We start from the raw sequence: 18,824 nt of genomic DNA on the forward strand, positions 1-18,824 counted from the left end.
TACACCCTATGCTATCTCAATCTACTATTGATATCGTGAAGGCGACAGCACCCGTTGTTGCTCAGACTGGCCCAGCACTAACTGCTCATTTCTATGAGCGTATGTTCTCTCACAACCCAGAGCTTAAAGACATCTTCAACATGAGCAACCAGCGCAATGGTGACCAGCGAGAAGCTCTGTTTAACGCTATCTGTGGCTACGCTGCCAATATCGAAAACCTAGAAGCCCTGCTTCCTGTGGTAGAGAAGATCGCACACAAGCACACCAGCTTCATGATCACCGCAGAGCAGTATCAGATCGTAGGTGGCCACCTACTGGGCACTATTGATGAATTGCTATCTCCAGGGCAAGAGGTGCTAGACGCATGGGGTGAAGCCTATGGTCTATTGGCAAACATCTTTATCAACCGAGAAGAACAAATCTATCAAGAAAACGAATCAGCAAACGGCGGTTGGCGTGGACTGAGAGAGTTCGAGGTTATCTCAAAACAACAAGAGAGCTCTGTGATCACCAGCTTTGTATTCAAGCCATGTGATGGAAAGCCTGTAGTAGATTTTAATCCAGGACAGTATCTTGGCATCTATTTTGACAACGACGAGTTTGAACATCAAGAGATTCGCCAATACAGCCTATCGGCCAAACCAAATGGCGAAACCTATCGCATCTCAGTTAAACGTGAAAACGGTGGTTTGGTGTCGAACCATCTACACGACGCGCTAACTGTTGGCGCAAAAGTAAATCTGGCTCCACCTGCTGGTGACTTCTTCCTAAACCAAGAAAGTGAAAAACCCGTTGTACTTATCTCTGCCGGTGTTGGCCTAACTCCAATGCTTTCTATGCTAGAAACCCTGCAAGATAAAGAGATTGCGACGACTTGGCTACACGCAGTTGAAAATGGTCAGCAGCACGCATTCAAACAGCATGCTCAATCTCTGTGTCAGTCTCGTGATGATTTCCAATACGCCACTTGGTACAACAATCCGACTGCGCAGGATGTACCGGCAGAAGATTATCAGTATCAGGGGCTTATTGACCTCAGCAAGCTATCTGAAACCCAGCTTCCACGCGATGCTGAGGTTTACTTCTGTGGTCCTGTGCCATTTATGCAAAGCGTTGCCAAGCAACTAACCGAGCTAGGCTTTGCACCATCGCAGATCCACTATGAGTGCTTCGGTCCTCACAAGATCCTATAGAAACAAAAAACCGGCTGAAAAGCCGGTTTTTTTAATTCTTAACTTAACTGGATTAAGAGTTAAATGGGTGAACCTTGATGATAGTCTCGTTACGGTCAGGACCGGTAGAGATAATGTCGATTGGCACACCAGTTAGCTCTTCAAGACGCTTGATGTAGTCTAGAGCTGCTTGTGGTAGGTCATCGATAGATGTAGCACCGAAGGTAGTCTCAGACCAACCGGGAACTGTTTCGTAGATTGGAGTCGCTTCTTCAAACGCTTCAGCAGCCATTGGAGATACTTCTAGAACCGTACCGTCAGCCATCTTGTAGCCAGTACAGATCTTGATCTCTTTTAGACCGTCTAGTACGTCTAGCTTAGTTAGACACATACCAGATAGAGAGTTGATTTGGATTGCACGACGCATAGCTACAGCATCGAACCAACCTGTACGACGCAGACGACCAGTGGTTGCGCCGAACTCGTGACCAACATCACCTAGGTGTTTACCTACAGGGTCTTGCTTGTCTAGACCGTCATATAGCTCGGTTGGGAATGGACCTGAACCTACGCGAGTACAGTAAGCCTTAGTAATACCAAGGATGTAACCAACATGGCGAGGACCGAAACCAGAACCTGCAGCAACACCACCAGCAGTTGTGTTAGAAGAGGTTACGTACGGGTAAGTACCGTGATCGATATCTAGAAGCGTACCTTGAGCACCTTCGAACATGATCTTGTCGCCGCGCTTACGTGCTGCGTCTAGCTCATCAGTTACGTCCATAACCATAGAAGTTAGTAGGTCAGCGTAACCCATGCACTCTTCAAGTACATCTTCGTAGCTTACAGTGTCAGCTTTGTAGAAGTGCTCTAGTTGGAAGTTATGGTATTCCATCACTTCTTTTAGTTTCTCAGCGAAAGCTTGCTTGTCGAACAGGTCACCAACGCGAAGACCGCGACGGGCTACTTTATCTTCATAAGCTGGACCGATACCACGACCAGTTGTACCAATTGCTTTCTTACCACGAGCGATTTCACGCGCTTGGTCTACAGCGATGTGGTATGGAAGAATTAGAGGACAAGCTTCTGAAACGAATAGACGCTCACGCACTGGAATGCCGCGCTCTTCAAGAGGCTTCATTTCTTTCAGTAGAGCTTCAGGAGATAGTACTACGCCGTTACCGATAACGCATTTCACGTTATCACGTAGAATACCTGATGGAATTAAGTGGAGAACGGTTTTTTCACCGTCAATAACTAGAGTGTGGCCTGCATTGTGACCGCCTTGGTAGCGAACCACATATTTTGCATCTTCAGTTAAAAGGTCAACGATTTTACCTTTACCTTCGTCACCCCACTGGGTGCCTAAAACAACTACGTTATTTCCCATCTTTCCGTTCTGATTGATAGTTAAAAAAGGATTCTAGCACCGAATTAAATCTCTTGCAGTCATTTTTTAATCACAAATGTAATTCGGTGTTTCATGAAAAAGAGGTGGCGGATTAGTTCGGATAACGAGCATAACCACCCACTCTATTGATAGCCTACCTGTGCAGTAGTGAAACCGCGTTGGTAGTTTTATCGAGATTATCTTTTACCCGCTCTGGGATCTTGCTTGCAACAACCGCATATAGGCTGTCGATAATGGCAAGCTTAACCAAACGGGCAATACCGTTCTTGCCTAGCAGAGGCTCTGGCGATGCCGGAGCAAACAGTGGGCAGTCAGACAATTGAGATAGCTCAGCGTGATAGTTATTGGTGATGGAGACTATGGTCGCGCCCGATTGTTTCGCCACTCGCACAGCGTCCATCAGGTCCACAGTTTGGCCTGAGTGAGACACCACGAGCACCACATCTTGTTCATCCAGCACGCTAGCCGACATCAGCATCAGGTGCCTATCTTTTGGCACGTTGGCGCGGATACCGAAACGAAGCAGCTTATGCTGCAGGTCCTCACAGATGATGGTTGAACCACCTACCGCATACAGCTCAATGTTCTTGGCATTGATCAGCGCATCCGCCGCTGCACTTACCATGTTGGCGTCGACAAAGTTCAGGATCTCAGTCAGCGCACTGATGGAATTCTGCAGTACCTTACTCACGATCTCATTGCACGAATCATCGGGCAGCAACTGCTCGCTCGGCAGATAGGTATCTGAACCGTGCTGGGCATTCAGCGCATCTTTAAGTTGCTTAAAGCCACTAAAGCCAAGCTTCTTAGAAACCTTAACGATAAGCGCCGTAGATACACCTAGTCGCTCAGCCACCTCTTTGATAGAGGTGCTTTTTTGCAAGAAGTGTGGCTTAAGAAAATTCTCTGCGATGGACTGCTCAGTGCGAGTGAGCGATGGCATGCGCATACGAATGTTAGGAATTACTTGATTGAGATCCACTGACAGTATCATTTCTGGTGAGTCAATCGCATTAGTATACATATAGCTCTCCCTGCCGTCATGACTGCGGTGCGCGCAGTTGCCAGAACTGACCGCTCAGCAAAGACTCAGATTCTAGTTTAAAGCCACCAACATACTCAGCATCTTGCTCTGTCTCGAAGAAGCGCGATGTTGCTACGCCTTCGCCTCGGTTGATAAAGACTTCGATAGATGAAGCATCACGAAGCAGTTGCAGTTGTTCTACCTCACCTTGCCAAACCAAGCTCTGAATTTCGCCTGTTTTTAGGTTACGTCTATGGGTAGTCAAACCATTGCCATCAACTAGGATCTCAAGATCTGCAGATACCTTGATGCTCAGCTGTTTACCTAAAAGCTCGTTCAGTTCAAGTTCAGATGACACACCAGATAAAACGACCTGACTACCAGAGACCTCTTTCGCCCCAGCACGCATCTGCTTAATCTCTGAAACAGGCGCCTGCTTTAACTTGCCATCTTGGATGATTAGTTCACGGGCACAAGTCATTTGGTGAATCCAACCATGGGCAATAGTTGGTTGATAAGGTTCAAACTCATCAGGTTTGCCCATCCAACCAAACAAGATGCGACGCCCTGCGTCATCTTCAAAGGTTTGTGGCGCATAGAAATCGAAGCCATGGTCCATCAACGTGCCCTCACCGTGACCGAAGCTACCGGTTTGATAGTCAAAATCACCCAAGTGATAAGTCACATCAAAGGTCTCTACCTTGCGACCATCCACATCAATCCAGTTTTTAGGGCAGCTCACTAGCACATGCTGATCTTGCAGAGGGAAAAGGTCTGGACATTCGAGCATAAAATCATCTGAATTCAGACCATTTAGACCATCTCCAAATACCTCGCCAACTAGCTGCCAATTGTTTAGGTCAGTAGAGCGATAGGCAATCACCTTGCCTTTGTAATCTAGGTCTTCTGCACCCAGTACCATGTAATAGTGGTCAGCGTGCTTCCAAACCTTAGGGTCACGCACATGACCGCTATAGCCAGACGGTAACTCTAGGACTATGCCTTTTTTCTCTACCTGCGAACCTGACTCTAGGGTTGCGCGGCACTGATAGGCCGTGCGATCACCACCCTCAAACTTCACATTGCCGGTGTAAAAGAGCTCAAGCACACCATCCACTTCGATAGCGGAGCCCGAGTAACAGCCGTGAGTTTCAAAGTCTTGAGTCGGAGCAAGAGCCAGCGGTTGATGCTGCCATGAAAGCAGGTCTTTACTGGTAGCGTGTCCCCACGCCTTTGCTCCGTGTTCGCAGGCTAGCGGATTCCACTGATAGAAAAGATGAAACTCACCATTAAAGTGAGCCAATCCATTGGGGTCATTCAGCAGTCCAAACTGGGGTGAGAAGTGCCACAGCGGACGGTAAGGATCATAGGTGTCTTTTTGATTTAAAGACTTAGCCAGAACGTTGTTAATGTAGATTTGGTCAGCAGATAACATATCTCAAACTCCAAGGCCCTCATGTGCGAGGGCCCTTAATTATTCTTTTATTGTTTCTTGTCTAGCATCTTGTCAGAGAAGCCGAATGAGTAGGTCAACATGAATGCCACACTACAGCTCACTGCGTGTACCAAGAAGTAAGACATCAACTGGCCATCAAGATAAAGCAGAGCACCAGGAAGAACCGTTACTGCCATGCCGCTGGCTGCTAGACCAAGGATTTGAGCAACAAAGCCACCTGCAGCACCACCGATCAGAGCGAACACGAATGGACGGTAGTAGCGAAGGTTCACACCAAATACGGCTGGCTCAATAATACCTAGGAACGCTGAGAAGGTTGATGGATAGCACAGTGCCTTAAGCTTCTTGCTCTTGGTCTTCATACCTACCGCAAGACAGGCTGCACCTTGAGCCGAGATAGCACCAGTGATCAGGGCGTTGAATACGTTGCTGCCTTCGTTTGCTAGAAGCTGAATCTCAAGCAGGTTGAATACATGGTGAACACCTGTGATTACGATTAGGTCCCATACAAAGCCAATGAATAGACCACTCAGACCGAACGGTAGCTCAAGCAGGTATTTAGTGGTCTCAACCATGGTTACTTCAACCATGTGGAATAGAGGACCAACTGCTAGCAGCGCAACCGCACTCATGATGAGTAGGGTCAGGAACGGGGTCATTACTAGGTCAAAGGCTTCCGGCATGATAGAGCGGATACGGCGCTCAAGTTTAGCGGTCAAGAAACCTGCGATGAAGGCTGGGATCACAGAACCTTGGTAACCCAATACAGGGATAAAACCAAAGAACATCAGTGGGTCAGCATCACCAAAACCAACCGCCCATGCGTTTGGCAGTGCCGGAGATACCAGCATCAAACCTAAGACCAAGCCTATCAAAGGCGTACCACCAAACACTCGGCTTGCAGACCAAGCCACCATAGCTGGTAAGAAGATGAATGCGGTATCAGTCAGAATTTGGGTATAAAGGATGAAGTTTGCTGGTATCGATTCTGGGGTCAAACCAAACAGCGCTAACACTTCAGGGCGAGTCACTAGACCGCGAAGACCCATGAATAGACCGGTTGCTACCAGCGCTGGGATAAGAGGAACGAACACATCACTGAAGGTACGGATAGCACGTTGCACTGCTGTACCTTGTTGATTCGCTACCTCTTTAATTTCTGATTTGCTTGAGGTTGAGAGGTTCAAGCTCTCTACCGCCTCAAACACTCGGTTTACTGTGCCAGTACCAAAGATGATTTGATACTGGCCACTGTTAAAGAACGCGCCTTTAACCTTTTCTGTGTCTTCGATGCCGTCTTTATTTATTTTTTCTTCATCGGCAACCATGACACGTAAGCGTGTCGCACAGTGTGCGACGGATACTATGTTTTCTTTCCCACCTAAGAAGCCCACTAGCTCTTCAGCAATCATTGCGTAAGACATAACAACCTATTACCTGTTTGTTTCTCGTTTATCTGTTTTTCAAAGTAACAATAAATTTTAGATTCATCTTGGTTATAGATCACAAAATGAATCATTTCGTGAAATTTTTATATTTGTGATTTTTTCTGTAAACTTTTTATTTTAACAAAAACAATAACTTATGATTTTTCGTATTATTTACCGGAATTTTTATGGTTTACAGCTGTGATTTAATTTGTAAACTTATCCGTAAATTCACACCGTTCGAGACGAGAATATGAAAATTGCTATTGGCTGTGACCACGTTGGTATTGAACATAAAGATCTAGTAATCAAACACTTACAAGAGAAAGGTATCGAGGTAGAAGATTTTGGTACTCACTCTACTGAACGTACTGACTATCCAAAGTACGGCCAAGCGGTAGCGCAAGCTGTTGCAAACGGTGATGCGGACCAAGGTATCTTGATCTGTGGCACAGGCGTTGGCATCTCTCTGACCGCTAACAAGGTGAAAGGCATTCGCGCTGTAGTATGTAGCGACCCATACACAGCTCAGCTATCTAAAGAGCACAACAACACCAACATCCTAGCCTTCGGTTCCCGTGTTATTGGTATCGAACTGGCGAAGATGATCATCGACAGCTGGTTATCGGCTGAATTCGAAGGTGGTCGTCACCAAAACCGTATCAACATGATTGCAGCACTAGAGGAGTAATCACCATGAGCAAGTTCTGCCCTTCAATGATGTGTGTAGATTTCTCTAAGCTAGCGACTGAGCTTCAAGAGCTAGAGAAAGCCAATGTAGACATGCTACATATCGACGTAATGGATGGTCACTTTGTACCTAACTTTGCACTAGGTCCAGAGGACATCAAGGCGATCCGCGACCTTACCGATATCGACTATGATGTGCACCTAATGCTGTCTAACCCAGACCAATTCATCGATCTGTTCGCAGCCCTTGGTCCAAAGCTGATGTATATCCACGCAGAGGCGCCGCCGCATCTGCACCGTACCCTAGGCAATATCCAAGCTAAAGGTATCCAGTCAGGTTTGGCTATCAACCCAGGAACACCACTAAGTGCTATCGAAGATGTTCTAGACGTCACTGACGTAATCCTAGTGATGTCAGTAAATCCTGGTTTTGCTGGTCAGAAATTCATTCCAAATGCATTCAATCGCATTGAACGCATCATCGAGATGATCGAACAGCAAGGCACTAACACCAAGATCGCTATCGATGGTGCTATCAGCCCAGACGTTATCGAAAGACTGGGTGACAAGGTTGAATACTTCATCCTAGGCACTGCTGGTCTATTTGGTAAAGAAGGCACCTATGCAGAGACAATGGAAAACCTTCGTGCGCTAGGCCAAAAAGAAGCCGTAGCCGCCTAATATGAATTCGTCCCCCGACACCCTATAAACCGCTTCGCTCCTGAAGCGGTTTTTTTATGTCTGCTGTTCGGTTTCCGTTCATAAACTAGGATTGGTACACTGCTGTTATCAATAGAAAAAGTGGAACGCAAATGTCTGAATCCATATGGCTTGCCATCGGCTTAGTATTGTTTTTTGAGGGAATTGGTCCGCTTATCGCGCCTAATGGTTGGCGCCAGATGATAGCCCAACTCAGCGCTCAGCCAGATACTCAACTAAGACGAATTGGCGGATGCCTAGTCGTCGCAGGCGTAGTCATCATCACCATGATGGTATAAACCCAAGGCATAAAAAAAGGACTCCAACTGGAGTCCTTTTCTGATTTTGTGTTCAGGATTATTTAGCTGCTGGAGCTTTGCCTGAAGAGTCGTTCATGAAGCGGAAGAAATCGCTCTTAGGATCGAGAACCATGATGTCCCCTTTCTCAGCAAATGATTTCTCATACGCACGTAGTGAACGGATGAAGCTGAAGAACTCTGGGTCTTTGTTATAAGAGTCCGCATAGATCTTAGCAGCACGTGCGTCAGCGTCACCTCGGGTAACTCGAGCAGTTCTGTCTGCTTCAGCAAGAACCGTCGCTACCTCTAGCTCAGCTTGTGCGCGGATAACTTCAGCCTTCTCACGACCTTGAGAACGGTGCTTACGAGCAACCGATTCACGCTCAGCACGCATACGGCGGTAAATAGACTCAGAGATTTCATCCGGTAGGTTGATCTTCTTCATTCGGAAGTCAACAACGCGAACACCCAAGTCATCCATAGCGCTCTGACGAGTATCGTCTAGTACTACTGACATGATCTTATCACGCTCACCGTCAATCTCTACAGCCTGACGCGCCGCTTCAGAAACGGTTTCGTCTAGCTCTGATTCATCAGGTAGTACATCGTCGTTACGTGGACCAGAAACGATTTGCTTGATTTCACGCGAACCGATTTCTGCACGAAGCACGTCGGTAACCTTACGCTCAAGTAGAGCCTGAGCCGTTAGAGCGTTACCACCACCTGTAGCTAGGTAGTATTGACCGAAGTCTTCGATACGCCATTTCACGTACGAATCGATGATTACGTCTTTTTTCTCTGAGGTTACGAAACGGTCAGCACGGCCATCCATAGTTTGGATACGCGCATCTAGGCGTTTAACGTTATCGAACAGAGGCATCTTGAAGTGCAGACCCGGCTCGTAGATACGAGACATATCTGTGTTGTCCTTCAAGATTCGACCGAATCGAACTACGATACCACGCTCGCCCTCTGGAATTACAAATACTGACATCAGCATTAGTGCAAGCGTCACTACCAATACTGGGATCATCAACTTACGCATTCTTAGTTTCTCCCTTGACGAGTAGTAGTTGGACGAGTCTGGCTTTGAGACGGAGTAATTGGCGTCTCTGGCTCTAACTCAATCTGGTCATAGGCTGAGGTTGAACGAGTCGAACGCTTGGTTGAACCGCTCTCTTGGCCTGCTAGCTTGTCGATTGGAAGATACAGTAGGTTACCGCTCGACTCAGAGTCGATAAGAACCTTAGACGTATTCGAGTAAACCTCTTCCATAGTGTCTAGGTATAGGCGATTACGCGTTACTTCAGGAGCTGCTTGGTATTCAGGTAGCAGTTTCTCGAACTGAGCAACCTGACCAAAGGCTTCATTAACAGTACGTTCGCTGTAACCAAGAGCTTCCTTCTTCAGACGCTCTGCACGACCTGTCGCTTTCGGCAAGATTTCGTTCTTATATGCCTCAGCTTCACGGATGAAACGCTCTTCATCCTCTCGCGCTGCGATTGCGTCATCGAATGAATCTTTAACCTGCTCAGGTGGACGAGCAGACTGGAAGTTCACGTCTACGATTAGGATACCCATGTCGTAACTGTCGATGATGCGGTTAAGTGTTTCTTGAGTGCTTTGACGGATTTGCTGACGACCACTGGTCAGGATGCTATCCATCAATGAGTCACCGATTACCGCACGTAGAGCAGAGTCAGTAGCCTGACGCAAACTGTCATCTGCGTTAGTTACACGATAAAGGTATTTGTACGGGTCAGACACTCGGTATTGAACGCCCATCTGTACCGTTACTACGTTTTCGTCTTTAGTCAGCATCAGACCAGATGCCTGTAGAGCACGAATCGCTTGAACGTTTACAGTGGTCACTTCATCAATAAAGCGCGGACGCCAGTTCAGACCTGGATCAACCTGACGGTCGTATTTACCCAGACGCAGAACCACACCACGCTCGGCTTCGCCTACTGTGTAGAAGCCAGATGCAAACCAAACAAAAACTGCGATAACTGCGATAAGGCCAAATCCGATTGCGCCACCGCCGCCCATTGATGACCCGCCACCGCGTTTGCCACCGCCGAACTTACCACCGAGTTTTTGGCTCAGTTTATTGAATACTTCATCCAAATCCGGTGGCCCTTGATTGCGGCCTCCAGAGTTTTGGTTTCCGCGATCATTGTTTCCCCAAGGATCATTATCACGGCCATTGTTTCCGTTGTTATTTCCAGGCTCGTTCCACGCCATTAGAAAACTCCATCACTAGATATGACGTTATAAAGTAGCAGTCTTTTAAACGACGATAAAGTCGTCCAACTCCACTTCTTCTCTCTTTTGCAACCTAGCCCAATCAGCCTGTTGCATTCTGATATCAATCAACAAGTTACCTTCGGTATCATACTCTTCTTGGCGAATCGATTTCATGTTGAATAACACACTTCGTAATCTTCCCTGAAAACGAGGAGGAATACATAATTTGTATTCGACCATTTGACTCGCTAAGCGTTCAGTCAAAGCTTGGAACAAGAGTTCTATGCCCTGACCTTCCATAGCAGATACCCAGACCCTGACAGGCTTATTCTCATCATCATATTCGATGCGAGGAGTAGCACCCTCAAGGTTATCGATCTTATTCATTACTAATAGAGTTGGGATCTCATGAGCATCAATCTCTTCAAGCACAACGTCTACAGCATGGATATTCTCCCTAAAACGCTCATCGCTCGCATCTATGACATGTAACAAGATGTCAGCTTCCTGCGTTTCTTGCAGGGTAGCCTTAAATGCAGCAACTAGGTCATGGGGAAGATGTCGAATAAAACCAACGGTGTCAGCCAAAATCGCCAAACCAACATCGTCTAACTCTATCTTACGCAGTGTAGGGTCAAGAGTTGCAAATAATTGGTCAGCCGCATACACACTTGCCTCAGTAATGCGGTTGAATAGGGTCGATTTACCGGCATTGGTATAACCCACCAGCGAAAGTGTAGGAATCTCAGCACGTTTACGAGCTCGACGGCCTTGCTCACGCTGTTTTGCAACTCGCTCTAGGCGACGTAAGATGGCTTTGATTCGATCTCGTAGTAAGCGTCGGTCGGTCTCAAGCTGGGTTTCACCCGGTCCGCGAAGACCAATACCACCCTTCTGTCTTTCAAGGTGGGTCCAGCCTCGAATCAATCGAGTAGAGATGTGACGCAACTGCGCCAGCTCAACCTGAAGCTTACCCTCATGGGTTCGCGCACGCTGTGCAAAGATGTCTAGGATCAAACCTGTTCGATCCAAAACTCGACATTTACACAACTGTTCTAGATTTCGCTCTTGAGCGGGAGAAAGGGCGTGGTTAAAGATGACGATCTCGGCACCGGTCTGCTGAACTACATCAGAGATTTCCTGCGCCTTGCCTTCACCAACATAATATTTTGGATGAGGTGATTGTCGACTGCCTGTCACGGTTTGCAGGTTGTTCACGCCCGCGGAAGATACCAGCATCTCAAATTCAGCTAGGTCTTCCCACTCCCCTTCTTGTGTAAAGTTGATATGAACAAGTACCGCCTGTTCACCTGATTCATACCGGTCAAACAAGCGATAAACTCCTTACACAGAACCTTTGGTTTTCTTGTATCTTTTTCAATTAGTCTTCAGATTTCTCTTGAGGGCGATCACCGCGCTCGTTGTTGCTGTGGTGAGTAACTGCACGTGCAGGAACTACAGTCGAAATAGCATGCTTATAAACCATTTGGTTTACAGTGTTTTTCAGCAGGATCACGAACTGATCGAAAGACTCGATCTGACCTTGCAGTTTGATGCCATTGACTAAATAAATTGAAACTGGCACGCGCTCACGACGCAGTGCGTTCAGAAATGGGTCTTGTAAAGATTGCCCCTTTGCCATTGTTATTTTCCTTTTTGGTTTGTAGTTGTAATTTTTAGCAATCGACAGCAATAAGTGTACTTTTTACGCATCCGAGCTAAATCAAAATAATACCTGCAGTAAGTTACGTTCCGTGTCCAGATATTATTTATGCAAAACGATCTTATTATACACAGCAAATTCAATCAGATGCTATGACATTTGCGATGGTTTCTACCCCATGATCGATATTTTCACTATCCAGCCAAGTCAGGTCTTTCCAGCTTCGAAGCCAGGTAATCTGGCGCTTGGCTAGTTGACGTGTCGCGCACACTCCCTTAAAGATAGCTTCGTCAAAGCTGTACTCTCCGTCAAGGTAGCCCCACATTTGACGATAACCAACACAGCGGATCGATGGAAGATCTGCATGTAAATCAGGACGTTGGTATAGGTCCTTCACCTCTTGTTCAAAGCCTGCTTCCACCATTTTTTCATAGCGAAGTTCGATTCGACGATGCAGTTCAGAGCGCTCTTTTGGTGCTATAGCAAACTGCTTCACACGATACGGAATTGGGTCACCCTTTTGCTCCGTAAGCTCTGTTAGAGATTTACCTGAGATGCGATACACCTCAAGGGCTCTAGACAGTCGCTGTGGATCATTGGGATGAATACGCTCCGCCGATACTGGGTCTATCTCTCTAAGCTCATCATGCAGAGACTGCCAGCCCTTTTCTTTAGACTCTTTCTCTATCTCGGCACGGATCTCCGGATTGGCCGCAGGAAGCGGTGACAAGCCTTCAAGTAATGCCTTGTAATAGAGCATGGTACCGCCCACCAGCATAGGGATCTTACCTTGGGCTGTAATCTCCTCCATCTGAGCAAGGGCATCACGACGAAAATCGGCCGCGGAATAGGACTCGCTCGGGTCTAGGATATCGATCAAGCGGTGTGGCGCAGCTGCCTGCTCTTCAGCACTCGGCTTGGCTGTACCTATATCCATCCCTTTATAAATAAGAGCGGAATCCACACTTATCAACTCTATTGGGAATCTTTGTCGAAGACGGATTGCAAGCTCGGTCTTGCCAGATGCTGTCGGTCCCATTAAAAAGATAGCCAGAGGCCATTTATCGTTCATTTGTAAAAGCTTTTATATGAGTGGAGAAGTCCACGGTTTGAATAAATCTATTATCGTTCAAATCTAGCCGTTGTGCAGATGCGCCCTCCAGTTCAGACATCAACTGCACCGCTTCAGACAAGCTGTATTCCTTGTCTGCATCAGCCAACTGCTCTGCTATCCAATTGGATAGGGTTTGCGCCTCTAACTGAGACTCCCCTTGAAGCAGCAACAGCAAGGAAGCAAACAAGTGCTGGAGGTTTTGATTACGCAGCGGCTGTGGCACTGCCATCACCATAACCTTAGCGTTGGATTTGAACATCAGCTGGATCGCGAAGCGCTGCAATATAGCGGAATATTGCTTAAGTTTCTGCACTTCGACTTCATTTACTCGAAGAGCCAGTGGAATCAGCAAAGGCTGAGGAACCAGATTACGCTCTTCGACACTAAGTTGTAGCTGTAGTTTAAGTACCTCTGCGCGAGCCAAGTTCACCAATGCTGGACCTACATCACTTTGTACCAGCAGGTACCTTTTCTCCACAACCGAGAGCGCCTTACCTAGTTTGCTCGCTTTAGGTAACTCGACCTCAGGCTCTACCGTCAGCAGCTCCTGGTAAATCCTTGCCTCTTCAGCGGTGACCTGCTTTGGTTCTTCACGCTTGGGCTGTGGCTTACTGCTGGGCTTAGGGGGTGAAATTGGTGCTTCTTGTACCGACTGTGTACGAGAGTGCCCCTCTGAGCTTGGATATGAAGACGCGTGGCGAATCGCGTTCGCCTCTTGCTGTTGTCTGCATTGGGTACTTACACCGCGCTCAGTTGACCAAGTATCCGTTATCACCGGCTTGGGCTTCTCGGGCTCTGATGGTGCTTCAGGCACTGGCACAGCATAAGCACTCTCTCTACGAGGTTGCTCTGCTTGCTGGGTTTGTCCCAGCGCATCGACCAATGCTTGATAAATAAAGTCATGCACCAGGCGCGCCTGATGAAAACGTACCTCATGCTTGGCTGGGTGAACATTCACATCCACCTGATGCGGGTCAACTTCTATAAACAACACATACGCGGCGTATTGTTCAGGCCTCAGGGTAAGCTCATAGCTCTGCCTGATCGCATGATTGATAAGCTTGTCTTTCATCATGCGACCATTCACGTAGCAATATTGCAGGTCGCTTTGCAGGCGTGCGCCCTCAGGAGTAGTAATCCATCCGCTGAGCTTAAGCCCTTGGTGCTCCACTTGAACCCTTAACATATGACGAGCAAACTGAGCGCCACATACAGATTGAACTCGCTTCTCCCATTGCGCCTCGGCTTTTGCTGCTCGGTATTGCTTTATCATCTTGCCGTTGTGGCGAAGGTTGATAGTGATATCAAAGCGACTCAGAGCGATGCGTTTTAGCAATTCTTCAATATGAGAAAACTCGGTCTTTTCGGTGCGCAGAAACTTACGACGAGCGGGAGTATTAAAGAAGAGGTCAAGCACTTCAACCGTCGAACCCACCGGGTGCGCGGTCGGTTGCAGTTTAACCTTCATGTCTCTCCCTTCAGAATAGGCAGACCACGCTTGTTCTTGGGTAGGTGTTCTTGAAGTCAGAGTGAGTCTTGAAACAGAGCTGATACTGGCTAGCGCTTCACCACGAAAGCCAAGGCTTAAGATGGCTTCCAGGTCATCCAAGGTTTTAATCTTTGAGGTGGCGTGACGACTCAGGGCAAGCTCTAGTTCATCCTTGGCTATGCCCTTACCATTATCGCGCACACGGATAAGCTTGGTGCCCCCTTTTTCGATATCTATATCGATTCGGGTAGCACCTGCATCAATGCTGTTTTCAACCAGCTCTTTAACTACAGAGGCAGGCCTTTCTACCACCTCGCCTGCTGCTATCTGGTTGGCCAGCCTGGCCGGTAATATGCTTATCTCACTCATTTATTTGGAATTATCAGTACTTGTCCTATTGCCAGTTCGTCAGAGCGGAGGTTGTTTGCACTGCGAATACTGCTCACGCTCACCCCGTATCTTGAAGCGATTTTACCGAGGAACTCACCACGCTGAACCTTATGTTTGCGTATAGGTGCATCCTTAACCGCTACCGTGATTTTCAGCTTCTGCCCTACACGAACCTGATCTGATTTAAGGTTATTCTCACGCTTAATCGCAGATACTGAAACCTTATAGCGACTGGCTATTTTGCCAAGGAACTCACCAGAGCGAACTACGTGAGTGATAGTCTGGGTTTCAACTGTGTTCAGGTTTGAAGAAGAGCCGGATGATGGGATCTTCAGTTTTTGCCCCACTCGAACCGTATCGCTCTTGAGATTGTTAGCACGCTTAATCGCAGAAACTGTTACACCATGGTTGGCGGCAATGCGAGACAAAAAGTCTCCGCTTTTCACCACATAAATACCTGAGCCACCAACACTTGGAGTCGAGCTATCGAAATGAGTATTCTCTGGCGGGTTCGCCTTCATATACTTCATTATCGCATTGGTGAGTGCGCCTGCTAACTTGTCTTGATATGAGCGTTGGAATAACAAGCGCTCTTCGGTTGGGTTGGAGATAAAACCAAGCTCAACCAGAACCGATGGTATCTGCGGCTGACGCAACACCGCAAGGCTCGCTTCCGCGGGTTTACTCTTGTGCAGTCTTGCTATCTTCTTGAGTTCAGCCAAGATCTCGGTCGCTAGCTTCTCACCTTCACGTTTAGAGTTAGTAAATTGCAGATCGAGCAGAGTCTTATTTACGTTTCTATCATTTCGGGTAACGGTTGTATTTCCGCCCAAGCGCGCAGATTGTCTCTCATGGTTCTCAACCCAACGAGCGATTTCCGTATTGGTGCGGCGGTCGTTAAGGAAGAATACCGATGCTCCTCTTGGCTGAGGCGAGGTAAAGGCATCTGCGTGGATAGAGACAAACAGATGTGCCTGATCTTTATCGGCGATGGCAATGCGCTGATCTAACCCCACATAGTAATCACCGGTGCGAGTAAGACGTGCACGCACACCTGGAGTCGCATTTAAACGTGCGGCCAGTTTCTTAGACACGCTAAGGGTAACGTTCTTCTCATATTTCTTAGAGGGACCTATTGAACCAGGGTCTTTACCACCATGACCAGGGTCGATCACGATAAGGACGTCTCGCTTAGCCTTTGAAGCTCTCTTAACAGCAGTCACAGGTTTACTTGGTGCAGGCGTAGCCGTACTGGCTGATGCAGAACCTGAGATCGGAAAGTCAATAACGAGACGATGGCCGGAACCACCACCTGGGTTTAGCTTAAACAGCTTTGGTGAGACGTTGGACTTCAGCTCAAACACCAAACGAAAAGAAGAGCCGTCCGGTGGACTGCTCTCTCGAATCTTGGTTAAAATAGGGCTTTTAGTTACCGATTTAGGCAACTTAGCACTATTTTTGGTGTTTTTAAGGTCAACGACCAGTCGATGTGGTGTCGCCAGTGTGAAATAACTGTACTCAGCTGATGCAGAGAGATCGATAACCGTGCGGGTCTCACTCTTAGAAGTGTTTACCCTGATATCCTTGATTTCGTTTGCATGTACTGCGGAGGAGAGCATCGAGAAGAAAAACGCTACGATCCCCCACCAAAACTTCTTTTTCAACTTAACTCCAAGTTTTCTACCAAGCGATTGCCCACTTCACTGTTCGCTTTTATTGTTGCCACTCGCCCTTCACCTTGATAGCGGATATCAATATCGAGATCCGGTTCAGGCAACATGCCCTCACCTTTTTCTGGCCACTCCACCAAACAGATAGCATCTGGGGTGAAGTAATCACGAATCCCCATAAACTCTAGCTCTTCTGGATCGGCTAGACGATAAAGATCGAAGTGATATACCTGCCATGGCTCTAAGGCATAGGGCTCCACTAGAGTATAGGTTGGGCTCTTTACATTTCCTTGATGACCCAAAGACTGAATGAAGCCACGGCTAAATGTGGTTTTACCGGCACCGAGGTCACCGTGTAGATAGATAGTCGTTTGCTGTGAACACAGTTTTGATAGCTGGGTACCCAGTTTTATTGTGTCGAGTTCGTCTTTTAGTTGAAAGGTCTTCTGGCTCATGATTCTAGCAAGCCTATGCTTATTATTGATGTCAGTCGTTCATTATCTCAATTAGAAGACTTTTGTCGAGTAACCCAGCGTTTTTGGGTAGACTCCGTCTCCTAAATTAGGTGTGAGTTTATTCTTATTATTGAGTGTTCCTATGGATTTGTGTCAATTAGCCGAAAAAATTAAGGTTTGGGGTAAAGAGTTGGGTTTCCAACAGGTAGGAATTACCGACACAGATCTATCCTTGCACGAGCAAGGACTGCAACGTTGGATAGATGAGGGCTATCACGGTGAAATGAGTTGGATGGAGCGCAATCACGAAAAACGCATCCATCCAGAAGAATTGCATCCGGGTGCAGTGCGAGTGATCAGCGTGAGACTCGATTACCTTCCCCCTCAGGCGGGCTTTGCTAGCAATCTAGAAGACACCTCCACAGCCTACATTAGTCGCTACGCTCTTGGACGCGACTATCACAAACTGATGAGGAATAGGCTCAAACAGCTAGGTCAGCAAATTGAAGCAGAGATAGCATCTAATCCAGAATTTGAGGCTCTCAACTACCGCCCCTTTGTAGACTCTGCCCCTGTCCTTGAAAGGCCTCTAGCTGAAAAAGCTGGTCTTGGTTGGAGAGGCAAACATTCACTTCTGCTCAACAAAGAAGCAGGCTCTTGGTTTTTCCTAGGAGAAATACTGATAGGCTTACCCCTTCCGGTAGATACACCGGCCGAAGACAACTGTGGAAAATGCACCGCTTGCATGACCAGCTGTCCGACCGGCGCCATAGTAGAAGAGGGTGTGGTTGATGCGAGAAAGTGCATCTCATACCTCACCATCGAATATGATGGTGTGATTGATGCCGAGCTTAGCCAAGCTATGGGCAACCGTATCTACGGTTGTGATGATTGCCAGTTGGTATGTCCACATAATCGCGCAGCCGGTCTAACCTCTATCGAAGACTTCCATCGAAGAGAGGCACTAACCGATAGCAAACTGCTAAATCTATTCTCTTGGGATGAGAAAACTTTCCTCAAAAATTTCGAAGGTTCTGCGATTCGTCGTATAGGTTATCTACAGTGGTTGAGGAATCTGAGTATTGCCATTGGCAATGGTCCATTTTCCCATGATGCAATCGAGGCATTAGAGTCTAAACTTGGTCTTGGTGAAGTATTAGATACCCACATCAATGAGGCTTTGGAGCGCTTGCACCAACAAAGACCAAATCGATCTACTAAAAAAGAAAGGCTGATCAGAATAGTGCAAAAGGGTCTACCACGAGACGCGTGAGTCTAGTGAATCTATCTGGAATTCTGGGACATGAAAACCATCTATAGAGGCTTTGCCCACTATCTCAGCAGATAATTGCACTGCATAGGTAGTCTAATGTGGAAAAAGATTCCCGGCACAAACTCAATTAAGCATGCACTAAAGTTAAACACAGTTTAAATTCATGACAAAGATCAAAGAATGCGTAACAAGAGATCTTGAAATTTGAACTATAGGATCTTAGAAAAGCCCGCCAAACACAGTCAATTCAAGGCTTTAAATCAATAGCTATATAAGCGGTCATTTTTATTCTGAAAAAGGATCTTGACAAAAGATCGTTAAATTAAGGATAGAAAATTTTTTATC

17 protein-coding genes are annotated in these 18,824 nt (G+C 47.0%); 5 read left to right on the forward strand and 12 right to left on the reverse strand.

The features are described from left to right. Positions 1 to 8: 8 nt before the first annotated feature. Entirely contained in the window at positions 9 to 1,193 is a 1,185-nt protein-coding gene (hmpA, locus tag Pcarn_RS12395) for an NO-inducible flavohemoprotein (protein ID WP_261834153.1), read from the forward strand. A 52-nt stretch (positions 1,194 to 1,245) separates the two neighbouring features. Here hmpA and Pcarn_RS12400 read toward each other — a convergent pair whose 3' ends face one another. The 4 genes from Pcarn_RS12400 to Pcarn_RS12415 form a co-directional block, all read right to left on the reverse strand. Beyond that, a complete protein-coding gene (locus tag Pcarn_RS12400; RefSeq protein ID WP_261834154.1) occupies positions 1,246 to 2,562 on the reverse strand; it encodes an adenylosuccinate synthase in 1,317 nt (438 codons plus the stop codon). Between the two features lie 154 nt (positions 2,563 to 2,716). Continuing rightward, entirely contained in the window at positions 2,717 to 3,607 is an 891-nt protein-coding gene (locus Pcarn_RS12405; protein WP_261834155.1) for an SIS domain-containing protein, read from the reverse strand. A gap of 16 nt (positions 3,608 to 3,623) precedes the next feature. Then, complete coding sequence (locus tag Pcarn_RS12410) at positions 3,624 to 5,042, reverse strand: glycoside hydrolase family 32 protein (RefSeq protein ID WP_261834156.1); 1,419 nt, start codon at positions 5,040 to 5,042, stop codon at positions 3,624 to 3,626. Positions 5,043 to 5,089: 47 nt separating this feature from the next. Then, a complete protein-coding gene (locus Pcarn_RS12415) occupies positions 5,090 to 6,487 on the reverse strand; it encodes a sucrose-specific PTS transporter subunit IIBC (protein ID WP_261834157.1) in 1,398 nt (465 codons plus the stop codon). Positions 6,488 to 6,743: 256 nt separating this feature from the next. On the opposite strand from Pcarn_RS12415, the gene rpiB reads away from it, so the two are divergent. The 3 genes from rpiB to Pcarn_RS12430 all read left to right on the forward strand — a co-directional run bounded on the left by rpiB (position 6,744) and on the right by Pcarn_RS12430 (position 8,178). Beyond that, a complete protein-coding gene (gene rpiB, locus Pcarn_RS12420) occupies positions 6,744 to 7,181 on the forward strand; it encodes a ribose 5-phosphate isomerase B (RefSeq protein ID WP_261834158.1) in 438 nt (145 codons plus the stop codon). A gap of 5 nt (positions 7,182 to 7,186) precedes the next feature. After that, a complete protein-coding gene (gene rpe / locus Pcarn_RS12425; RefSeq protein ID WP_261834159.1) occupies positions 7,187 to 7,861 on the forward strand; it encodes a ribulose-phosphate 3-epimerase in 675 nt (224 codons plus the stop codon). 131 nt (positions 7,862 to 7,992) lie between these two features. Then, entirely contained in the window at positions 7,993 to 8,178 is a 186-nt protein-coding gene (locus Pcarn_RS12430) for a DUF2065 domain-containing protein (protein WP_261834160.1), read from the forward strand. Positions 8,179 to 8,236: 58 nt separating this feature from the next. Here the strand turns inward: Pcarn_RS12430 and hflC are convergent, their stop codons facing one another. From hflC to tsaE, 8 genes are all read right to left on the reverse strand, one after another. After that, positions 8,237 to 9,223, reverse strand: a complete 987-nt coding sequence (gene hflC, locus Pcarn_RS12435) for a protease modulator HflC (RefSeq protein WP_261834161.1) — start codon at positions 9,221 to 9,223, stop codon at positions 8,237 to 8,239. 2 nt (positions 9,224 to 9,225) lie between these two features. Next, entirely contained in the window at positions 9,226 to 10,422 is a 1,197-nt protein-coding gene (hflK, locus tag Pcarn_RS12440; RefSeq protein WP_261834162.1) for an FtsH protease activity modulator HflK, read from the reverse strand. Between the two features lie 45 nt (positions 10,423 to 10,467). Beyond that, complete coding sequence (hflX, locus tag Pcarn_RS12445) at positions 10,468 to 11,757, reverse strand: ribosome rescue GTPase HflX (protein ID WP_261834163.1); 1,290 nt, start codon at positions 11,755 to 11,757, stop codon at positions 10,468 to 10,470. Between the two features lie 49 nt (positions 11,758 to 11,806). Beyond that, positions 11,807 to 12,067, reverse strand: a complete 261-nt coding sequence (gene hfq, locus Pcarn_RS12450) for an RNA chaperone Hfq (protein WP_261834164.1) — start codon at positions 12,065 to 12,067, stop codon at positions 11,807 to 11,809. Between the two features lie 160 nt (positions 12,068 to 12,227). After that, on the reverse strand, positions 12,228 to 13,160 hold the full coding sequence (gene miaA, locus Pcarn_RS12455) for a tRNA (adenosine(37)-N6)-dimethylallyltransferase MiaA (RefSeq protein ID WP_261834165.1): 933 nt from the start codon (positions 13,158 to 13,160) through the stop codon (positions 12,228 to 12,230). Beyond that, positions 13,150 to 15,060, reverse strand: coding sequence for a DNA mismatch repair endonuclease MutL (gene mutL / locus Pcarn_RS12460; RefSeq protein WP_261834166.1), 1,911 nt, complete (start codon positions 15,058 to 15,060; stop codon positions 13,150 to 13,152). Before mutL ends, miaA begins: the two co-directional genes overlap by 11 nt. Then, positions 15,057 to 16,700 (reverse strand): N-acetylmuramoyl-L-alanine amidase, encoded by a 1,644-nt coding sequence (locus Pcarn_RS12465; RefSeq protein ID WP_261835683.1) that lies wholly within the window; start codon positions 16,698 to 16,700, stop codon positions 15,057 to 15,059. The genes mutL and Pcarn_RS12465 overlap by 4 nt, the downstream gene beginning before the upstream one ends. 41 nt (positions 16,701 to 16,741) lie before the next feature. Continuing rightward, positions 16,742 to 17,206 (reverse strand): tRNA (adenosine(37)-N6)-threonylcarbamoyltransferase complex ATPase subunit type 1 TsaE, encoded by a 465-nt coding sequence (tsaE, locus tag Pcarn_RS12470; RefSeq protein ID WP_261834167.1) that lies wholly within the window; start codon positions 17,204 to 17,206, stop codon positions 16,742 to 16,744. Between the two features lie 142 nt (positions 17,207 to 17,348). Here tsaE and queG point away from each other — a divergent pair, with 142 nt between their 5' ends. Then, entirely contained in the window at positions 17,349 to 18,479 is a 1,131-nt protein-coding gene (gene queG, locus Pcarn_RS12475) for a tRNA epoxyqueuosine(34) reductase QueG (RefSeq protein WP_261834168.1), read from the forward strand. The last annotated feature ends 345 nt before the right edge of the window (positions 18,480 to 18,824 follow it).

Source organism: Vibrio ishigakensis, from assembly GCF_024347675.1.
In the GTDB taxonomy this organism is placed as follows: domain Bacteria; phylum Pseudomonadota; class Gammaproteobacteria; order Enterobacterales; family Vibrionaceae; genus Vibrio; species Vibrio ishigakensis.